Origin of the sequence: Comamonas sp. BIGb0152 (assembly GCF_024809975.1) — a bacterium.
Taxonomy (GTDB): domain Bacteria; phylum Pseudomonadota; class Gammaproteobacteria; order Burkholderiales; family Burkholderiaceae_C; genus Comamonas.
In genome coordinates this window covers 206,372-221,041 of sequence record NZ_JANUDY010000004.1, presented here as the reverse complement: position 1 = coordinate 221,041, position 14,670 = coordinate 206,372, and the positions used below count along the sequence as shown (strand labels likewise).

The 14,670-nt window shown below is 64.8% G+C and carries 16 protein-coding genes; 4 read left to right on the top strand and 12 right to left on the bottom strand.

What is annotated here, in order from left to right; all coding sequences use genetic code 11:
• Nucleotides 1-32: 32 nt before the first annotated feature.
• Nucleotides 33-1,505: an ATP-binding protein gene (locus M2375_RS10015; RefSeq protein ID WP_259165625.1), complete on the bottom strand. Its 1,473-nt coding sequence runs from the start codon at nt 1,503-1,505 to the stop codon at nt 33-35.
• Nucleotides 1,498-2,238 (bottom strand): response regulator, encoded by a 741-nt coding sequence (locus tag M2375_RS10010; RefSeq protein ID WP_259165623.1) that lies wholly within the window; start codon nt 2,236-2,238, stop codon nt 1,498-1,500. The genes M2375_RS10015 and M2375_RS10010 overlap by 8 nt, the downstream gene beginning before the upstream one ends.
• Before the next feature lie 155 nt (nt 2,239-2,393).
• Between M2375_RS10010 and M2375_RS10005 the strand changes: the two genes are divergently transcribed.
• Nucleotides 2,394-4,709: a TonB-dependent siderophore receptor gene (locus M2375_RS10005; protein ID WP_259165621.1), complete on the top strand. Its 2,316-nt coding sequence runs from the start codon at nt 2,394-2,396 to the stop codon at nt 4,707-4,709.
• 127 nt (nt 4,710-4,836) lie between these two features.
• Here M2375_RS10005 and M2375_RS10000 read toward each other — a convergent pair whose 3' ends face one another.
• The 10 genes from M2375_RS10000 to M2375_RS09955 form a co-directional block, all read right to left on the bottom strand.
• Complete coding sequence (locus tag M2375_RS10000; protein WP_259165618.1) at nt 4,837-5,319, bottom strand: hypothetical protein; 483 nt, start codon at nt 5,317-5,319, stop codon at nt 4,837-4,839.
• A gap of 215 nt (nt 5,320-5,534) precedes the next feature.
• A complete protein-coding gene (locus tag M2375_RS09995) occupies nt 5,535-5,936 on the bottom strand; it encodes a DUF3224 domain-containing protein (RefSeq protein ID WP_259165617.1) in 402 nt (133 codons plus the stop codon).
• 127 nt (nt 5,937-6,063) lie between these two features.
• The gene (locus M2375_RS09990; RefSeq protein ID WP_259165615.1) at nt 6,064-6,276 is read right to left on the bottom strand and encodes a hypothetical protein; all 213 of its coding nucleotides are present in this window, start codon (nt 6,274-6,276) and stop codon (nt 6,064-6,066) included.
• Nucleotides 6,273-6,842 carry a sigma-70 family RNA polymerase sigma factor gene (locus tag M2375_RS09985; protein ID WP_259165613.1) on the bottom strand — a complete coding sequence of 190 codons (570 nt, stop codon included), beginning with the start codon at nt 6,840-6,842 and terminating at the stop codon, nt 6,273-6,275. The genes M2375_RS09990 and M2375_RS09985 overlap by 4 nt, the downstream gene beginning before the upstream one ends.
• Before the next feature lie 12 nt (nt 6,843-6,854).
• Complete coding sequence (locus tag M2375_RS09980) at nt 6,855-7,310, bottom strand: DoxX family protein (RefSeq protein ID WP_259165612.1); 456 nt, start codon at nt 7,308-7,310, stop codon at nt 6,855-6,857.
• Nucleotides 7,273-7,554, bottom strand: coding sequence for a putative DNA-binding domain-containing protein (locus tag M2375_RS09975; RefSeq protein WP_259165611.1), 282 nt, complete (start codon nt 7,552-7,554; stop codon nt 7,273-7,275). The genes M2375_RS09980 and M2375_RS09975 overlap by 38 nt, the downstream gene beginning before the upstream one ends.
• The gene (locus tag M2375_RS09970) at nt 7,527-8,309 is read right to left on the bottom strand and encodes a DUF692 family multinuclear iron-containing protein (protein ID WP_259165608.1); all 783 of its coding nucleotides are present in this window, start codon (nt 8,307-8,309) and stop codon (nt 7,527-7,529) included. The genes M2375_RS09975 and M2375_RS09970 overlap by 28 nt, the downstream gene beginning before the upstream one ends.
• A 56-nt stretch (nt 8,310-8,365) precedes the next feature.
• Nucleotides 8,366-8,695 (bottom strand): hypothetical protein, encoded by a 330-nt coding sequence (locus M2375_RS09965; RefSeq protein WP_259165607.1) that lies wholly within the window; start codon nt 8,693-8,695, stop codon nt 8,366-8,368.
• Nucleotides 8,696-8,768: 73 nt separating this feature from the next.
• Nucleotides 8,769-8,996 carry a hypothetical protein gene (locus M2375_RS09960; RefSeq protein ID WP_259165605.1) on the bottom strand — a complete coding sequence of 76 codons (228 nt, stop codon included), beginning with the start codon at nt 8,994-8,996 and terminating at the stop codon, nt 8,769-8,771.
• A gap of 227 nt (nt 8,997-9,223) precedes the next feature.
• The gene (locus M2375_RS09955) at nt 9,224-9,847 is read right to left on the bottom strand and encodes a TetR/AcrR family transcriptional regulator (protein WP_259165604.1); all 624 of its coding nucleotides are present in this window, start codon (nt 9,845-9,847) and stop codon (nt 9,224-9,226) included.
• A 346-nt stretch (nt 9,848-10,193) separates the two neighbouring features.
• Here M2375_RS09955 and M2375_RS09950 point away from each other — a divergent pair, with 346 nt between their 5' ends.
• Genes M2375_RS09950 through M2375_RS09940 form a run of 3 tightly spaced genes read left to right on the top strand, consistent with a single transcriptional unit; the run spans nt 10,194 to nt 14,670 of the window.
• Nucleotides 10,194-11,972 carry an ABC transporter ATP-binding protein gene (locus M2375_RS09950; protein ID WP_259165603.1) on the top strand — a complete coding sequence of 593 codons (1,779 nt, stop codon included), beginning with the start codon at nt 10,194-10,196 and terminating at the stop codon, nt 11,970-11,972.
• Complete coding sequence (locus M2375_RS09945; RefSeq protein ID WP_259165602.1) at nt 11,966-13,729, top strand: ABC transporter ATP-binding protein; 1,764 nt, start codon at nt 11,966-11,968, stop codon at nt 13,727-13,729. Before M2375_RS09950 ends, M2375_RS09945 begins: the two co-directional genes overlap by 7 nt.
• Nucleotides 13,729-14,670 (top strand): ABC transporter permease, encoded by a 942-nt coding sequence (locus M2375_RS09940; RefSeq protein WP_259165601.1) that lies wholly within the window; start codon nt 13,729-13,731, stop codon nt 14,668-14,670. The genes M2375_RS09945 and M2375_RS09940 overlap by 1 nt, the downstream gene beginning before the upstream one ends.

Below are 14,670 nucleotides of genomic sequence, written 5' to 3'. Positions count from 1 at the left end.
CGTATCGCGGTATGGCGGTATCGCGCAGCCCGTCACAGCGGGCTGTGCCGGTTTTTGCGGATACGCAGGCAGGCTGATAGGCCTTGGGGCTGGCGGTTGCGCAGCAGCAGCGCCCCGCCATGCGCCTGGGCGATGGCATCCACAATGCTCAGTCCCAAACCATGGCCGCCGGTGTCCTGGTTGCGTGAGGCGTCGCCCCTCTCAAAAGGCTGGCGCATGCGCTCCAGATGGGCGGCAGGAATACCCGGGCCCTTGTCCTCCACACAGAGGTAGGCATCGGTCGCATCTTCCGCCAGCACCACACATGCGCTTCCGGCATAGCGCAGCGCATTGTCGATCAGGTTGTCCAGCGCGCGGCGCAGGCTCACAGGCTGGCCCATCACCGGCTCGTGGATATGGCCCTGGATGTCCACCGCCTGGCCCACCTCCTGCCGGTCCTGGCAAATGCTGCGGGCTAGCGCATCGAGGTCGATCTGCTGCAACGGGCCCTGGTGCTCGCGCGCCAGGATCAAGGCCAGGGTGCTGTCGATCAGCCCTTCCATGCAGCTGAGATCTCCGCGCAGCTTGCGCTTGCTACGCTCCAGCTCAGCGCTGTCGAGCAGCTCCAGGCGCAGCCGCATGCGGGTGATGGGCGTGCGCAGGTCGTGCGATACGGCGGCCAGAAACTGGGTGCGCTCCTGCAGGTTGGCGGCAATGCGCTGCTGCATGCGGTTGATGGCGTGGGCGGCCTGGCGCACTTCGCGTGGCCCGCTTTCTGGCATGCGCGGGGCGGCGACCACATCGCGCTCCAGTGCCTGCGCCGCCTGGGCCATGCGCAGCAGCGGGGTGACCACCCAGCGCACCGCCAGCAGCACCAGCAAGACCACCACCAAAATGCGCAGCAGGTAGACGCGCAGCAGCACATCGGCCAGCACCTCCCAACCGCTTTGCGCATGCCAGCCCGGGCTCAGCTGGGTGTCCAGCACCAGCCAGCGTCCGGCGGTCAGTTCGATCTGCAGGCCATAGTCCACCGTGAAAGGGTTGAGCCCGAAATAGCTGGACCGGGGCAGGGCATGGCCCTGCGCATCCACCAGCCGCAGCCGCAGCAGCTGGACGTCGGCCACCTGCGGCAGTCGCACATGCAGCACGCGGTTGACCAGGGCCTGGGCTTCTTGCTGCAGTGCGGGGTCTTCTGCCGGGTAGGGGGCTTGAGCCTGGTCCACCACCCGGGTTTGCAGCCCTGGGCCGGTCAGGTAGGCCAGCGCTTGCGGGTCTTGGTGGTTGTGCGCCAGCACCTGGATGGCATCGGCCAGGCGCTCAGCGGCAACGCGGGTGGGCGTCTCCAAAGTCTGGGTGTGGCGCAGATCCAGCCAGATGCTGCTGGTGAGGAACTGGGTGGCCAGCATGCCGACGGCCAACACCAGCACCAGGCGGCCAAACAAGGTATCGGGCAGCCAGCGGGCCAGCCTGGCGCGCCAGCCGCTGGGGTGCGCTGCAACCGTCTCAGTCCGCTTGGATTCAGCCATGGGCCAGGGGCGGCACCAGCATATAGCCCTCATGCCGCACGGTACGAATGATCAGCGGCTTGCGGCTGTCCAGCTCGATATGGCCGCGCAAGCGGCTGATGCAGACATCCACGGCCCGGTCCGATGCGGACCGCTCGCGGCCAAAGGCCAGGTCCATCAGCTGGTCGCGGCTCACCGCCTGGTGCGGGTGGCGCAGCAGGTGTTCCAGAATGCGGAAGTCCGAGCTGGCCAGGCTGATCAGCACCTGGCTGGGCGAGACCAGGTGGCGCTGGCGCAGGTCCAAGGTAAACCGCCCAAAGCGCAGCAGCATCGGCGCCTGCGGCGCGGGTGCGCCGGGCACAGGCGGGGCGCTGGGGCGGGCGCGGCGCAGCACCGCGCGGATGCGGGCCAGCAGCTCCATCGGCTCAAAGGGCTTGCTCAGGTAATCGTCAGCGCCCAGCTCCAGGCCCACCACGCGGTTGAGCACGCTGTCGCGCGCGGTCAGCATGATGATGGGGATTTGCGCCGTGGCCGGGTGGGCGCGCAGCTGCTGGCACAGCACCATGCCGTCAGCGCCGGGCAGCATGATGTCCAGCAAAATCAGATCGGGCTGCCGCTCTGCCAGCGCAGCTGCCATCTCCAGGCCATCGGCCGCGCACTGGGTGTGCAGGCGTGATTTGGCCAGATAGCTCACGATGAGCTCTCGCATATCGGCGTCGTCTTCGACCACCAGGATCAGGGGCAGGTTTTCCATGGCTGTGCTTGGCAGCGCCTAGCAGCGCAGCGCCGGCTATTGTAAACGGGACATGCGAATGAGAATACATTTCATTTCATTTCCACAGGCGGCGAATACATGGCGAGGCGCCATCGTTTCTACAGTGCCAGCTTTGCGACAAAAAAGGGGTTGGCATGGTGGTGAATCAAAAGCGCGCAGCGGTGGTAGGGGTGCCGGTTTGGCTGCGGTTGAGCCCGGTGGTATGTGCCGCCTTGGCGGTATGTTCGCAAGCCTCACTGGCGCAAACCGCGCCGGCGGACGCAGCCGCTGCCAAGCGCATGGCAGACACCACCCAGCTCGAAGAAGTGGTGGTCAGCGCCGAATCCACCAATGCCAGCGAGGCCACACGCTCTTACGAGAACCCAGCGGTCTCCAGTGCCACGGGGCTCTTGCTGACCCGGCGCGAAACACCGCAGTCGGTCAGCGTGGTCACCCGCCAGCAAATGGACGACGAAAACGTCCAGACCCTGGATGACGCCTTGCTCAACGCCACTGGCATCTCGGCCACCCAGCTCGATGTGGGCGGCCGCACCAGCTACCGGGCGCGGGGCTTTGAGATCACCAACTTCCGCGTGGATGGCGCGTTGATGAACGGCCAGACAGGCTTCTCCGGCCAGGGCCTGGCGCTCAACATGGACCTGTATGACCGGGTAGAGATTTTGCGCGGCGCCAATGGCCTGCTGGGCGCCACCGGCGACCCGGCCGGCGTGGTGGACCTGCTGCGCAAGGAGCCGCGCAAGACCCGCTTTGGCAGCGTGGGTGTGACCCTGGGCAGCCATGGCGGCCGCCACCTGACCGCCGATCTGAACCAGCCGCTCAATGCCGATGGCAGCGTGCGCTCGCGCTTTGTGATCAGCGGCGATGACTCCAACACCTTCCGCGACCGCGAGAAGGACAAGTCCCTGGGTCTGCTGGCCAGCTTTGCGGCCGACATCAGCCGCGACACCAAGGCCAGCCTGGGCCTGCAGTACGAGCGCCGCCGCATCGATGGCGCCACCTGGGGCACCAATGTGCCCATCTGGTACGCCGATGGCACCGAGACGCACTTCCCGCGCAGCCTGAATGCGTCGGCCGACTGGAGCTACAGCGAGCGCGAGAGCAAAACCATCTTTGGCGCTCTGGAGCACCGCTTTGACAATAACTGGACCAGCAAGCTATCGGGCACCTGGACGCGCGGCGATGTGGACAGCCACCTGGCAGTGGCCAAGGCCAACCGGGGCACGGTCTCGGCCGGCTACTGGGCCCAAGATGGCAGCGGTGCCTACCTGAACACCTATTTGTCCGAGGCGCACAGCACCACCAAGAACCTGCAGTGGACGCTGAACGGCCCCTTCGAGGCGCTGGGCCGCCGCCACCAGTTCATGATGGGCGCGAACTACAACGACAACACATCGACCGCCTACGGCATTGACTGCTTTAACAGCGCCGGCAAGGCCGTCGCCTGCATGAACCGCATCAGCAACGGCTTTGCGATTGGCGACTGGCGCGACTTCATCCGCTCGGGCGAGGGCATTGGCGACGTCACCACCGCCCGCAATGGCAAGGACACCGTCACCCGCATCAAGACCTATGGCAGCTATGCCGCCACGCGCCTGAGCATCACCGATCCGCTGTCGGTCATCGTCGGTGCTCGCCTGAGCTGGCAGCGCAACTTCTCCAACGGCGTGGTCACCTCGGACTTCAGCCACCAGGTCACGCCTTACCTGGGCGCCGTGTATGACCTGAGTCGCAACTACTCGCTCTACGCCAGCTACACCGATGTGTTCGAAGCCCAGTCGCAGCGCCGGGTGGATGGAACCTACCTCGACCCCAAGTCCGGCACCGCGATGGAAGTCGGCGTCAAGGGCGAGTGGCTCGATGGCCAGTTCGATGGCTCGGTCGCCATCTTCCGCAACAAGCAAAAGGATGTAGCCACCATTGCGCGGGATGCCGGTGGTGACCCGCTCTATGTGACTGGCGACGAAGGCGTGACCGCTTATGTCAATGGCGCATCGGGTGTGACGACCAAGGGCTTTGAGCTGGACTTCTCCGGCCGCATTACGCCCAGCTGGAATGTGTATGGCGGCTACACCTTCTTGTCGGTGAACAACCCCAACGCCACCGGTGCTGAAGACGACCCCAAGCACTTGCTGCGCCTGAACACCAGCTACCGCCTGCCCGGCAGCTGGAACAGGCTGACCCTGGGCACCGGCCTCACGGCGCAAAGCAAGATGCACCAGGTTGCTACCGGCACCAGCCACCCCACGCAGGGCGCCGATGTCAATATCGACCTGAAGGCCTACACCTTGTTCCATGCGATGGCGCGCTATGAGGTCAACAAGGACCTGGTTGCCACCCTGAACATCTCCAACCTGTTCGACAAGACCTACTACCGCCAGTACGGCTTCTACTCGGGCGCCATCTACGGCGAGCCGCGCACCGTGCGCCTGAACCTGAAGGCGAATTTCTAAGCCTCCGCGTTCCTAAGGTGGGCCTTAGCCGGTCCGCCCCTGCTGCAGCCCACTCTGCAGCCCTGGACTGTGCAGTGCCAGCCCTGTGCTTGCGCTGCAGAGTCCTTTTTTGTGGCCGTTTGGTTTATCAATGCTGGAGCTCGTCCGCGATGCGCTGGCACCAGGCCTGTGCCTCTGCCTGCAGGCCAAAGCTGCTCAGGTGCATGGCGCGTTCGCCCCGCACACGCACGCGCACCACATAGTAGGGCCCATCTTCGGCACTGCGCTCCAGCACGGTGGGCGGCTCGATATCGGCGTAGGGGATGGCACGCGGGCGCAGCGGCAGGCGCCCATGGCGCACCAGGCAGCGCTGGTGCTGGTCAAAATGCAGCCGCAGGCAGCGCCCACCCGCCAGGCAGAGAAAAAACAGCCCCAGCAACACCGGCAGCGTGATGCAGACAGCCAGCAGCAGCAACTGCCACCAAGGCAGCCCCCAGTGGCCATGCTGCACAAAGGGCACCGGGATCAGAAACATCGCCAGGCCAATGGCGGCGACAAACAGCCGCATCGCCCCGCTGATCTGCTCCTCGTAACGCAGGCCGTCGGGGGAGTCGCGGAAGCCATGGGTCATGTCATGCCTTTTGCGCGGGGCGCGGGGCGCGGAGGGGGCGCTGAAGTTGGGAACCCCCTATTGGGGTCGCCAGGGAGTTGCACAGGATGGGCTCTGGATTCTACGGGGCGGCTTCGTCTTCTGGGAAGCGCGAAGACGCCCCCTGCAAAAAGTCCCGGGCCTGCATGCCATCGCAGGCCCGGGACGGGTTCATCGCGGAGGGTGTGGAGGGCTGCTCAGGCCTCTGGCAGCTGGTAGACAAAGCGGTAGGCATGCTGGCCGTTGTCGATCGTGATCTGCATGCTGCCGCTCAGGCCCTGGAGCGCATCGGTGGCCGAATCAGGCACCACGGTGATGCTTTGCGTGGACTGGCCTTGCGCCATGCTGGCGCTGTGCTGCAGCACAAAGCTGCCACTGCGGCCATGCAGGCTGGCTTGCACGCGCTCCATGGCCACATAGCCTGCAGAGCCCGGGATGCTGCTGCGGAACGACAGCATCTCGCCTTGGCTGCTGCCCTGCAGATCGCCGCTGAAGACCTTGTCCAGCGAGAGCCGACCCAAACCCGTTGTCTCTGCTACGGGGCTAAGGCTTTGGGGCTGGAGGGTGATGTCAAAGAGTCCGGTGGCAACGTGGTCCATGGCAGTGTCCGTGCAAAAGAGGCGTATTTTCACATGGCACTGTATTTATGTACAGTTTTTGTGCGCCCATGCAGCGACTGGCGTGGGTGGGGTGCTGGCGCACGGGCTTGTCGAGCCTGCTTGTGCATTACTGGTCGGCGGGCTTGGACGCTGGCGCTTGTGGGGTCTGAATATGGTCGTTGTAGCCCTTGAGCAGGCCTTGCAGTGCCTGGTCGTTGCGGCTAAAGGCGCGGCAGCGAAAGCAGACCATGCGGTGCTGCCAGGCGGCGATCTTGGTGGCGGTGCCAGCGTCCTCCAGTTGCCCGGAGGTGAGTTGAAAAATGTAGTCACGGCATTTCATGGCGCGCTTTCTTGGTCAAACCAGTTTTGGTGCAGGCACAGCTGCAGCTGCTTGCGCGCGCGGCTCATGCACTGCCAGTAGTCGGCCTTGGTGATGCCCAAGGTGTTGCAAATCTCCTCGGCTTCGCATTCCAGAAATTCCTTCATCGAGAACACCCGCGCCGGCTTGGTCGGCAGCTTGTGTACACACAGGTCGAGCACGATGAAGAATTGGTCATTTTGCAGCTGCTGTTGGGGGCTGGCCCAGGTAGCTGGGGCAACCCCTTCCACCCAGTGACCGCGCTCGTCAAACAAGGTCTGGTCAAGGTCATCCTCGAAAGCCTCGTCATAGCTCACGGGAGCGCGGTACTTCTGGCGCAGCCGGTCGCTGATCTTGTTGCGCAAGATGCCAAACAAGTAGCTCTTGGCATTGGCTGGCTCAAAGCTGGCACGGTCAAGCAGCAGCAACGCGGTCAGGGTATCTTGCACAGCATCCTCGGCCTCTTCGCGAGAGGGAAGGTGCAGCAGTGCAAAGCGCAGCATGGTGCTGCGCCACTGAACGGTGATGTCTGCTGCAATGCGGTGCATAGACTCCTTTGCTTATCGACGGCAACAACGGTCCAGAGACCAGCGCCCCGGCCCTTGGCTGACGATGGCTGCCAACATGATGCCCAGCATCAGTGGCACTTTAAAGCCCAGGCCGGCATCGCTGTCGATCTGGTTCCAGCCGGCCCAGCCCAGGTCGAAATGAACGCTGTACACCGCCACATAGGTGATGACGATCAACCCCAGCGCGGCAATGCGCGATGCCAGCCCGATGATCAGCGCAACGCCCAGCACCAGCTCGGCAAGGCCTGCGATGCCCCAGTTGAGGCTGGCGGGCAGCCAACTCACCGGAATGGGAAAGTCCAGGCCGGCAAACCAGGCCGGAGCTTCCCAACCGGATGACAGTTTACGAAACCCTGCCAGCGCAAACTCCTGCCCCACCCAAAGGCGCAGCAGCAGCAGGCCCAGGCCATCAATCTTCGCGCGTGCTTTCGCGCTCAATGAATTCAAGGAATGCATCTTTCATATCTCCATAGTAGGCCGAACTCCAGCGGGAATCGCGCACGAAGGCGCTGATCAATTCGCGCCATGCCGTCTCGCCCAATTGTTCGCGCAGCTCGGGAAAATGGGCTTCCACCATTTGGCTGGCCCCCAAAAAAACCAGGTGTCGGTAGGCGCGCATGCCGTTGTCGCTGTAGCCTGGGGGCACCTGGTCTGAGACGCCTCTCACGTAGTCGTAGAAGTTCGCAGACATGACAGCTCCTGGTTGATGACATCCATGCCCGGGACATCGTTGTCCCACTCCAGCAGCACGGGTGTGCCGTAGTCCTCAGTCAGTCGGTGTGCCAGCTGCTGGGTACAGGCCTCAACCGGCTGGCTGTGCGTATCCATGAACAGGTCAAAGCGTGTATCGAATTCATGGCCTGCGACATGCATGTAGCTCACACGGTCCATGCCCAGGCGTTGCACAAAGTCATGGGGGCTGAGGCCGCCGTGGTTCTTGTGGTTGACCGACAGGTTGTTGAGGTCCAGCAGCAGCTGGCAGTCGGCACGCTCGAGAACCAGACCGAGAAAATCTGCCTCCGGCATGGTGCCGACATTGGTATACCAGGTGGTGTTCTCGATAGCGATGCGCATGCCCAGCACATCTTGCACAGCGCGGATGCGGTCCGCCACGCGGCGCGCCTGCGCGGCGGTAAAGGGCACGGCAAACAGGTCATAGAGCTGGTAGCTGTCGCCGCTGGCCGCCATATGGTCGGAGTACAGCGGCGCACCCAAGGCCGCCATCAGCTGGCGCAGATCGCGCAAAAAGGCGGTATCCAGCGCAGCGGTGCCGCCCAGGTTCAGGGCCACGCCGTGCAGGTGCACCGGCCGGCCAGAAGCGATGAGGTCGTGCAGAGGAGTCAAATCCCTGCCCACCCAGTTCTCGGGCGCGACTTCAAAGAAATCAGCCTGCACGGCAGACATGTCCCAGTCCAGCATTTCACGTCGGAAGCCAAGGCCAATCATGGTGTACTCATTTCTGTTGGGGCAGGGGCTGGTCTGAGGCCAACCCGTGGCCTGCGTTACTCTCCAAAGCTCTCGCCCTGTGGCAAGCTGCCGGCCATGCGGGCCTTGGCAGCATCCGCTACGACCTGTGCACGGCTGAGGCCCATGCCTGATGCGTTGTTGGTGAACGGTGGCGCATCAAAATTACCGTCGAAGCGCAACGTGCCGTCCATGCGGGCCTGGGTGAACTGCATCCGGACCTGGTCGCGGCTGAGGCTGCTGTTTGCGGGGGCGTAGGCCGGGTAGTCCGAGCCATTGCCCACGGGGGCGGTGCGCATGGCTTGTGCGCTGCCAGCCAAAGCCAGGCTGGCGGTCAATATCAATCGGGCGGTATGGCGTGTCAACATAGGAATAGGTGCTTTTTAAGAGAGAGAGAGAGGCGGGAGAGGGGAAGGTCTCCCGCGGGTGCCGCTGTTGGAGTTACTTCGTGCCAGCGCCATCTTTCTTGGAGCAGCCGCCGTCCTTTTTGGAGCAGCCAGCATCTTTTTTCGAGCAGCCGCCGTCTTTCTTGGAGCACTTGGCTTCCTTGGTGCTCGATTCCTTTTTGCCGCAGCTGCCTGCGCCGCATTTGCTGTCCTGGCTGCCAGCGGCCCAGGCGGAAGTTGCGAGCACAGCAGCGGCCAAGGTGGTGAGGGTCTTGATGTTCATGGTGTATTTCCTGGTGATGAAAGGTTGAAAGTGCACAGCACAGTGCTGCCACATGGATGAAGTCGTTTGACGGCATCCATTCCTGACATCTTTTTGAAAATATTTTTTGAAACCCGCAGACCTGCAGGCGCTGGCAAGGCGCGGTACGCGCTTGAGGCGGTGTGCCCAAGTGGAATGGGCAGCGTGGCTGAGCTTGGGCTCAGCGCCGCTTCAGTGGGGTGTGGGTATCAGGGCTGCAGTGCAGGATCGAGCTGCACGCGCATCAACGCGCCAGCGATCAGCGCCTGCATGCCTTGGGCCAGGTCTTCTTCCATCTCGGCGGTTTCGGCCTCGTAGCTGGTCGGCACTACGGTCTCTTGGCGCGCGGCCGAGTACACCGAGTCGGCGGCAGCCAGGCCGTGGAAGGCAACCGTGGCCAGCAGCCAGCGTGATTGCTCCTTGGTGATGCGGTAGGCTTGCGCCACCTCTTGTTGGTGCGCATCGATCTTGTCGAGCATGGCCTGGGTGGCGACCAGTCTGCGGATCACATACGGCGTCACGCCCGGATAGGTCTTGGCGAACTGGCGCACCGAGTCGCTAAAGCGGACCAGGTAGTCCTGCAGCCCTTCTTGTTGGCCCACCTTGGGCAGAGAAAACTCCCAGCGCCGGAAGATCTCCTCGGCCACCATGTGCTTGAGCTCGGCCAGGCTGGGCACATGCTTGTACAGCGCCATATGGGTCACGCCCAGCGCGCTGGCCACGCCCACAAAGGTGATGTGGGGGAGGCCAATCTCGATGCCCGCATCGGCAATGCGCTCTTGGGTGATCAGGCGCGGGCGTCCGCGCGGGGCTGCTTTTTTCTCAGGGTCCATGTTCTCTCCGAAGGCTAGGAATCCGCTGCAGAACCGTCGCCCAGGAAATGGACACGGATCGGAAGACGCCTGCGCGTCGCCCAAGCCCGCGTCCAGCCCATGGCGGGGCGTTTTGCAGAGGATCGCCAAGCCATTGTCAGGCAAACCGCAGCTCCGATAGCTGTAAAAAATGTACGGTGATTAATTAGTTTAGTATGATGCAACTAATTATTGTTCTTGTTGCGTTTCGCGTTGACGTTGGCGGTCTGTTGCAGGCCCGGCGCCCCGCAGAGGCGCTGCCCCGCGCTGGATAGCGGCGGCAGCGCACGCACCGGAGCGCTTTTGTTTTTCTCTAGGTCTTGCTCCCATGCATGCTGATGACGCGGCAGCCGCCGCAGCCCCAGGGCCCGGTCCTATCAGGCGGGTACTCCAACCGATTCGCGGGCGTTTGATCGTTGCGGCCGTGTTGTCCGCCTTGGGGGCCATGCTTGGCCTGGTGCCGCTGGCAGCCATGGTGCATATGGTCCAGGTCGCCATGGGGCAAGGGGATGGCGCTGCCAGCATCTGGCCCTTGCTGGGGGTGGCGCTGGTGTGCCTGTTTGCGGGTGCTCTGCTGATATTGGCGGGCGAGGTACTGGCGCACTGGGCGGACAACCAGCTTACCCACGGCCTGCGACGGGCCGCCGTGCAGCGGCTGGGCCAGGTGCCGCTGGGCTGGTTCAGCAGCCGCTCCTCGGGGGAGGTCAAGCAGGTGCTGCAAGACGACATCGCCACCTTGCACAGCCTGAGCGCGCATTTCTACACCTCGGTGGCGCGCGCGGGCGGCGCGATTGCGATGGCGGTGCTGTACCTTTTGCTGCTCGATTGGCGCCTGGCCTTGATCGCCTTGCTGCCGTTCCCCGGCTATGTCTGGTTTCTGCGCCGGGCGCTGCGCGCCAGTGGCGCGCAGATGGGCGCGTTTGCCGGCCATATGGGGCGCATCCAATCCGCCGCCTTCGCCTTTGTCGCCGGCATGCCGGTCATCAAGGCCTTTGGCAACAGCGGGCAGGGCCAGGCCAGCTACCAGGGCGCGGTGGATGCGTTTGCCCAGGCCTTTAGGGATTTTGTGCGCCCCCTGGTCGGCGCCATGGCCCATGCCCATGGCATGGCCGCCCCGGTCACGGTGCTCGGCTTTGTGCTGGCCGGTGGCTGGCTGCTGGGCAGCCAGGGCGCGCTGGCGCCTATGGATCTGCTGCCCTTTGTGCTGGTGGCCCCGGGCATCTGCGCGCCGGTGCTGCTGCTGCACACCTTGCTGCATGACCTGCAAGGCGCGGCCGCTGCGGCCCAGCGCGTGCTGGCCCTGCTCGATACATCCGTGCTGGCACAACCCGCGACCAGCGAGCAGCAATCACCGCTGAACAACCACGTATGTTTTGACCAGGTGGGCTATGCCTATGCGCCGGGCCAGCAAGTGCTGCAAGGCATCAGCTTCCAGCTGGCGCCCGGCACGGTGACCGCCATCGTCGGCCCCTCGGGCGCCGGCAAAACCACCATCGCGCGCTTGCTGCTGCGGTTTTTTGATCCGACTGAAGGCCGCATTACCTTGGGCGGGGCCGATCTGCGCGCCATCGGCAGTGCGCAGCTCTACCAGCGCATCGGCTTTGTGCTGCAGGATGTGCGCCTGGTCCATGCCAGCCTGCGCGACAACATTGCGCTGGGCCGGCCTTTCGCCAGCATCGAAGAGATCGAGGCCGCCGCGCGCGCTGCCGATGTGCATGGCTGCATTGCAGCGCTGCCGCGCGGCTACGACGCGGTGGTGGGCGAAGACGCCCAGCTGTCGGGTGGCGAGCGCCAGCGCATCAGCATTGCCCGCGCGTTGCTGATGGATGCGCCCATTGTGGTGCTGGACGAGGCCACGGCCGCCGTGGATGCCGACAGCCAGGCGGCGATACAGCGCGCACTGTCGCGCCTGGCGCAAGGCCGCAGCGTGCTGGTGATCGCGCACCGGCTGGACACCATCCTGCAGGCCGACCAGATTTTGGTGCTGGATGGCGGCCGCCTGGTAGAGCAGGGCCGCCACGCCGACCTGCTGGCCCGGCAAGGGCGTTACGCCCGCCTATGGCGGGAGGGCGCTTATACCGCCGCACAAGGGGCCAGCCCATGCTGAAAACCTTGCAGCTATTGCTGGGCCCGCAGGCGCCGCTGCTGCGCCGCTATGCCTGGATGGCCGTCTTGTACGGCGCGCTGTGTGGCCTGTGTACCGCCCTGCTGCTGCCGCTGATGGCCCAGCTGCTGCAAGGCCAGTGGCAAGGGGCTGGCGGCTGGTTGCTGGCGCTGTTGGCCGCCGTGGCGGCGGCCTGGTGGTGGCGCGGCCGGGTAGAGCAAGCCGGGGTGGGCGTGGGCGTAGCGATCTTGCAAAGCGGCCGCCACCGGCTGGGCGCCCATGTGGCGCGCTTGCCGATGGGTTGGTTTAGCGCGCAGAACACGGCTCGCGTCAGCCACCTGGTCACCCAGGGGATGATGGCCGTGGCCCAGCTGCCGGCCCATGTATTTACGCCTGTGATCAGCGGTGTGGTAGCGCCCCTGGTGGTGCTGGCGCTGCTGTTTGCGCAGGACTGGCGCCTGGGCCTGGTGGGGCTGTTGGCCTTGCCGCTGCTGTTGGGTGTGCTGGTGCTGACGGGCCGTATGGGCCGCTGGGCGGACGCCGCCTTTCAGCATGACTTTGCCCAGACCAGCCAGCGCATGGTGGAGTTTGCGCAGGCCCAGTCGGTGCTGCGCGCCTTCCAGGGCGAAGACGGCCAAAGCACCCGCTGGGTCGCGCAGGCGATTGACCAGCAGCGCCAGTCGGCCGGGCGCTTGATTGCGGTGTCCGCGCTGTCGTCCGTGCTCAATGTCTGGGCCGTGCAGGCCGTGTTTGCGGCCTTGCTGATCGCCGTCGCCATTGGCCTGGACCAGCAGGCCGGCCAGGCGCTGGCGCCTGCACAGGTGGTGGGCGCCGTGCTGTCCATGCTGCTGATCAGCCGCTTTGTGGAGCCGCTGTTGGAGGTGGTGGGTTACGCCGATGCGCTGCGCAGCGCAAAGGGCCAGCTGGAGGCGATGGATGCCCTTTTTGCGCAGCAGCCCTTGCCGCAGCCGCAGTTGCCTCAGCCGCCGCGCGATGCATCGATCAGCTTGCGCGATGTGCATTTCTCCTATGGCGCAGGCAGCCCCGCCGTGCTGCGCGGGATCAACCTGCATGTGCCTCCGGGCAGCATGACGGCCTTGGTGGGGGCTTCGGGCTCCGGCAAAAGCACCCTGGTGCGGCTGATGGCGCGCTTTTGGGATGTGGACCAGGGATCGGTGCTGATCGGCGGCACCGATGTGCGGCAGATGGACGAGGTGCGGCTGGCCGCACAGATCAGCCAGATCTTTCAGGACAGCTATTTGTTTGCCGGCAGCATGGCCGACAACATCCGCATTGGCCGGCCCGGTGCCAGCGATGCCGAGGTGTGGGAAGCCGCTCAGCAAGCAGGCGTGGACAGCATTGCGCAGCGCCTGCCTGGTGGCATGGACAGCCCGGTGGGCGAGGGCGGCGCGCAGCTGTCGGGCGGCGAATGCCAGCGCATTGCCATTGCCCGTGCGCTGATCAAAGACGCGCCCATCTTGCTGGTGGACGAGGCCACCGCCACGCTCGATACCGAGAACCAAGCCCTGATTGCCCAGACCCTGGCACGCCTGCGCGGCCAGCGCACCCTGGTGGTCATTGCGCACCAGCTGTCGACCATTGCGATGGCCGACCAGGTGCTGGTGCTGGAGGGCGGCCAGGTGGTGCAGCAGGGCACACCTGCGCAACTGGCAGCGCAGCCGGGCCGCTACGCGCATTGGCTGGCCCAGCGTGCCCACGCCCAGGGCTGGCGCATGGCCGCAGACGGGGAGCCGGCCTGATGCGCTTGCGTTGGTTGCTGGGCTTTGGGCTGCTGTGCCTGGCCTCCCTCTTGGTGGGCGCGCGCCAGATGGCCTGGTCGCAGCTGTGGGCGTTTTCGGGTGATGCCTGGCTGACCTTGACGGCCAGCCGGCTGCCGCGCCTGGCGGCGTTGGTGCTAACGGGCGCGGGCCTGGCGGTGTGCGGCGTGATCCTGCAGCACATTGTGCGCAACAAGTTTGTCGAGCCGGGTACCTCGGGCGGCTTGGATGCCGCCAAGCTGGGCATCCTGATCGCGATGACGGTGGTGCCGTCTGCCGGCGCGCCGGGCCGCATGGCGCTGGCATTGCTGTTCTGCTTTTTGTCCAGCCTGCTCTATGTCGCCATCATCGCGCGCATCCGCTTTAAAAATACCGTCCTGGTGCCCGTGATCGGGCTGATGTACGGCAGCGTGCTCAGCGCCGTGGCCGAGTTCTATGCCTACCGCAACAACATCCTGCAAAGCATGCAGGGCTGGCTGCTGGGCGATTTTTCGCGCATCGTGCAAGGCCACTACGAGATGCTCTACGTCATCCTGCCCGTGGTGGCGCTGGCCTATTTGTATGCGCAGCGCTTTACCGTGCTGGGCATGGGCGAGGAGATGGCGACCAGCCTGGGCATGGGCTATGCAGCCACTGCCACCTTGGGGCTGGTGTTGGTCGCCGTCACCGTCTCGGCCACCGTCATCGCCGTGGGCGCCATCCCCTTTGTCGGCCTGGTCGTGCCCCAGCTGGTGGCCTTGTACAAGGGCGACCACCTGGCGCGCACCTTGCCGCTGGTGGCCTTGGGCGGGGCTAGCCTGCTGCTGGTTTGCGATATCGCTGGGCGGCTGCTGATCTATCCGTTCGAGGTGCCCATCGGCCTCACCGCAGGGGCCTTGGGCGGCGTGGTGTTTCTGGTCATGATTCTGCGGGGACGGCGATGA

Bases quoted from the DNA above. Each gene is read 5' to 3' on its own strand.
- M2375_RS10015 (WP_259165625.1), bottom strand. From the start codon at position 1,505: ATGGCTGAATCCAAGCGGACTGAGACGGTTGCAGCGCACCCCAGCGGC.
- M2375_RS10010 (WP_259165623.1), bottom strand. From the start codon at position 2,238: ATGGAAAACCTGCCCCTGATCCTGGTGGTCGAAGACGACGCCGATATG.
- M2375_RS10005 (WP_259165621.1), top strand. From the start codon at position 2,394: ATGGTGGTGAATCAAAAGCGCGCAGCGGTGGTAGGGGTGCCGGTTTGG.
- M2375_RS10000 (WP_259165618.1), bottom strand. From the start codon at position 5,319: ATGACCCATGGCTTCCGCGACTCCCCCGACGGCCTGCGTTACGAGGAG.
- M2375_RS09995 (WP_259165617.1), bottom strand. From the start codon at position 5,936: ATGGACCACGTTGCCACCGGACTCTTTGACATCACCCTCCAGCCCCAA.
- M2375_RS09990 (WP_259165615.1), bottom strand. From the start codon at position 6,276: ATGAAATGCCGTGACTACATTTTTCAACTCACCTCCGGGCAACTGGAG.
- M2375_RS09985 (WP_259165613.1), bottom strand. From the start codon at position 6,842: ATGCACCGCATTGCAGCAGACATCACCGTTCAGTGGCGCAGCACCATG.
- M2375_RS09975 (WP_259165611.1), bottom strand. From the start codon at position 7,554: ATGTCTGCGAACTTCTACGACTACGTGAGAGGCGTCTCAGACCAGGTG.
- M2375_RS09970 (WP_259165608.1), bottom strand. From the start codon at position 8,309: ATGATTGGCCTTGGCTTCCGACGTGAAATGCTGGACTGGGACATGTCT.
- M2375_RS09965 (WP_259165607.1), bottom strand. From the start codon at position 8,695: ATGTTGACACGCCATACCGCCCGATTGATATTGACCGCCAGCCTGGCT.
- M2375_RS09960 (WP_259165605.1), bottom strand. From the start codon at position 8,996: ATGAACATCAAGACCCTCACCACCTTGGCCGCTGCTGTGCTCGCAACT.
- M2375_RS09955 (WP_259165604.1), bottom strand. From the start codon at position 9,847: ATGGACCCTGAGAAAAAAGCAGCCCCGCGCGGACGCCCGCGCCTGATC.
- M2375_RS09950 (WP_259165603.1), top strand. From the start codon at position 10,194: ATGCATGCTGATGACGCGGCAGCCGCCGCAGCCCCAGGGCCCGGTCCT.
- M2375_RS09945 (WP_259165602.1), top strand. From the start codon at position 11,966: ATGCTGAAAACCTTGCAGCTATTGCTGGGCCCGCAGGCGCCGCTGCTG.
- M2375_RS09940 (WP_259165601.1), top strand. From the start codon at position 13,729: ATGCGCTTGCGTTGGTTGCTGGGCTTTGGGCTGCTGTGCCTGGCCTCC.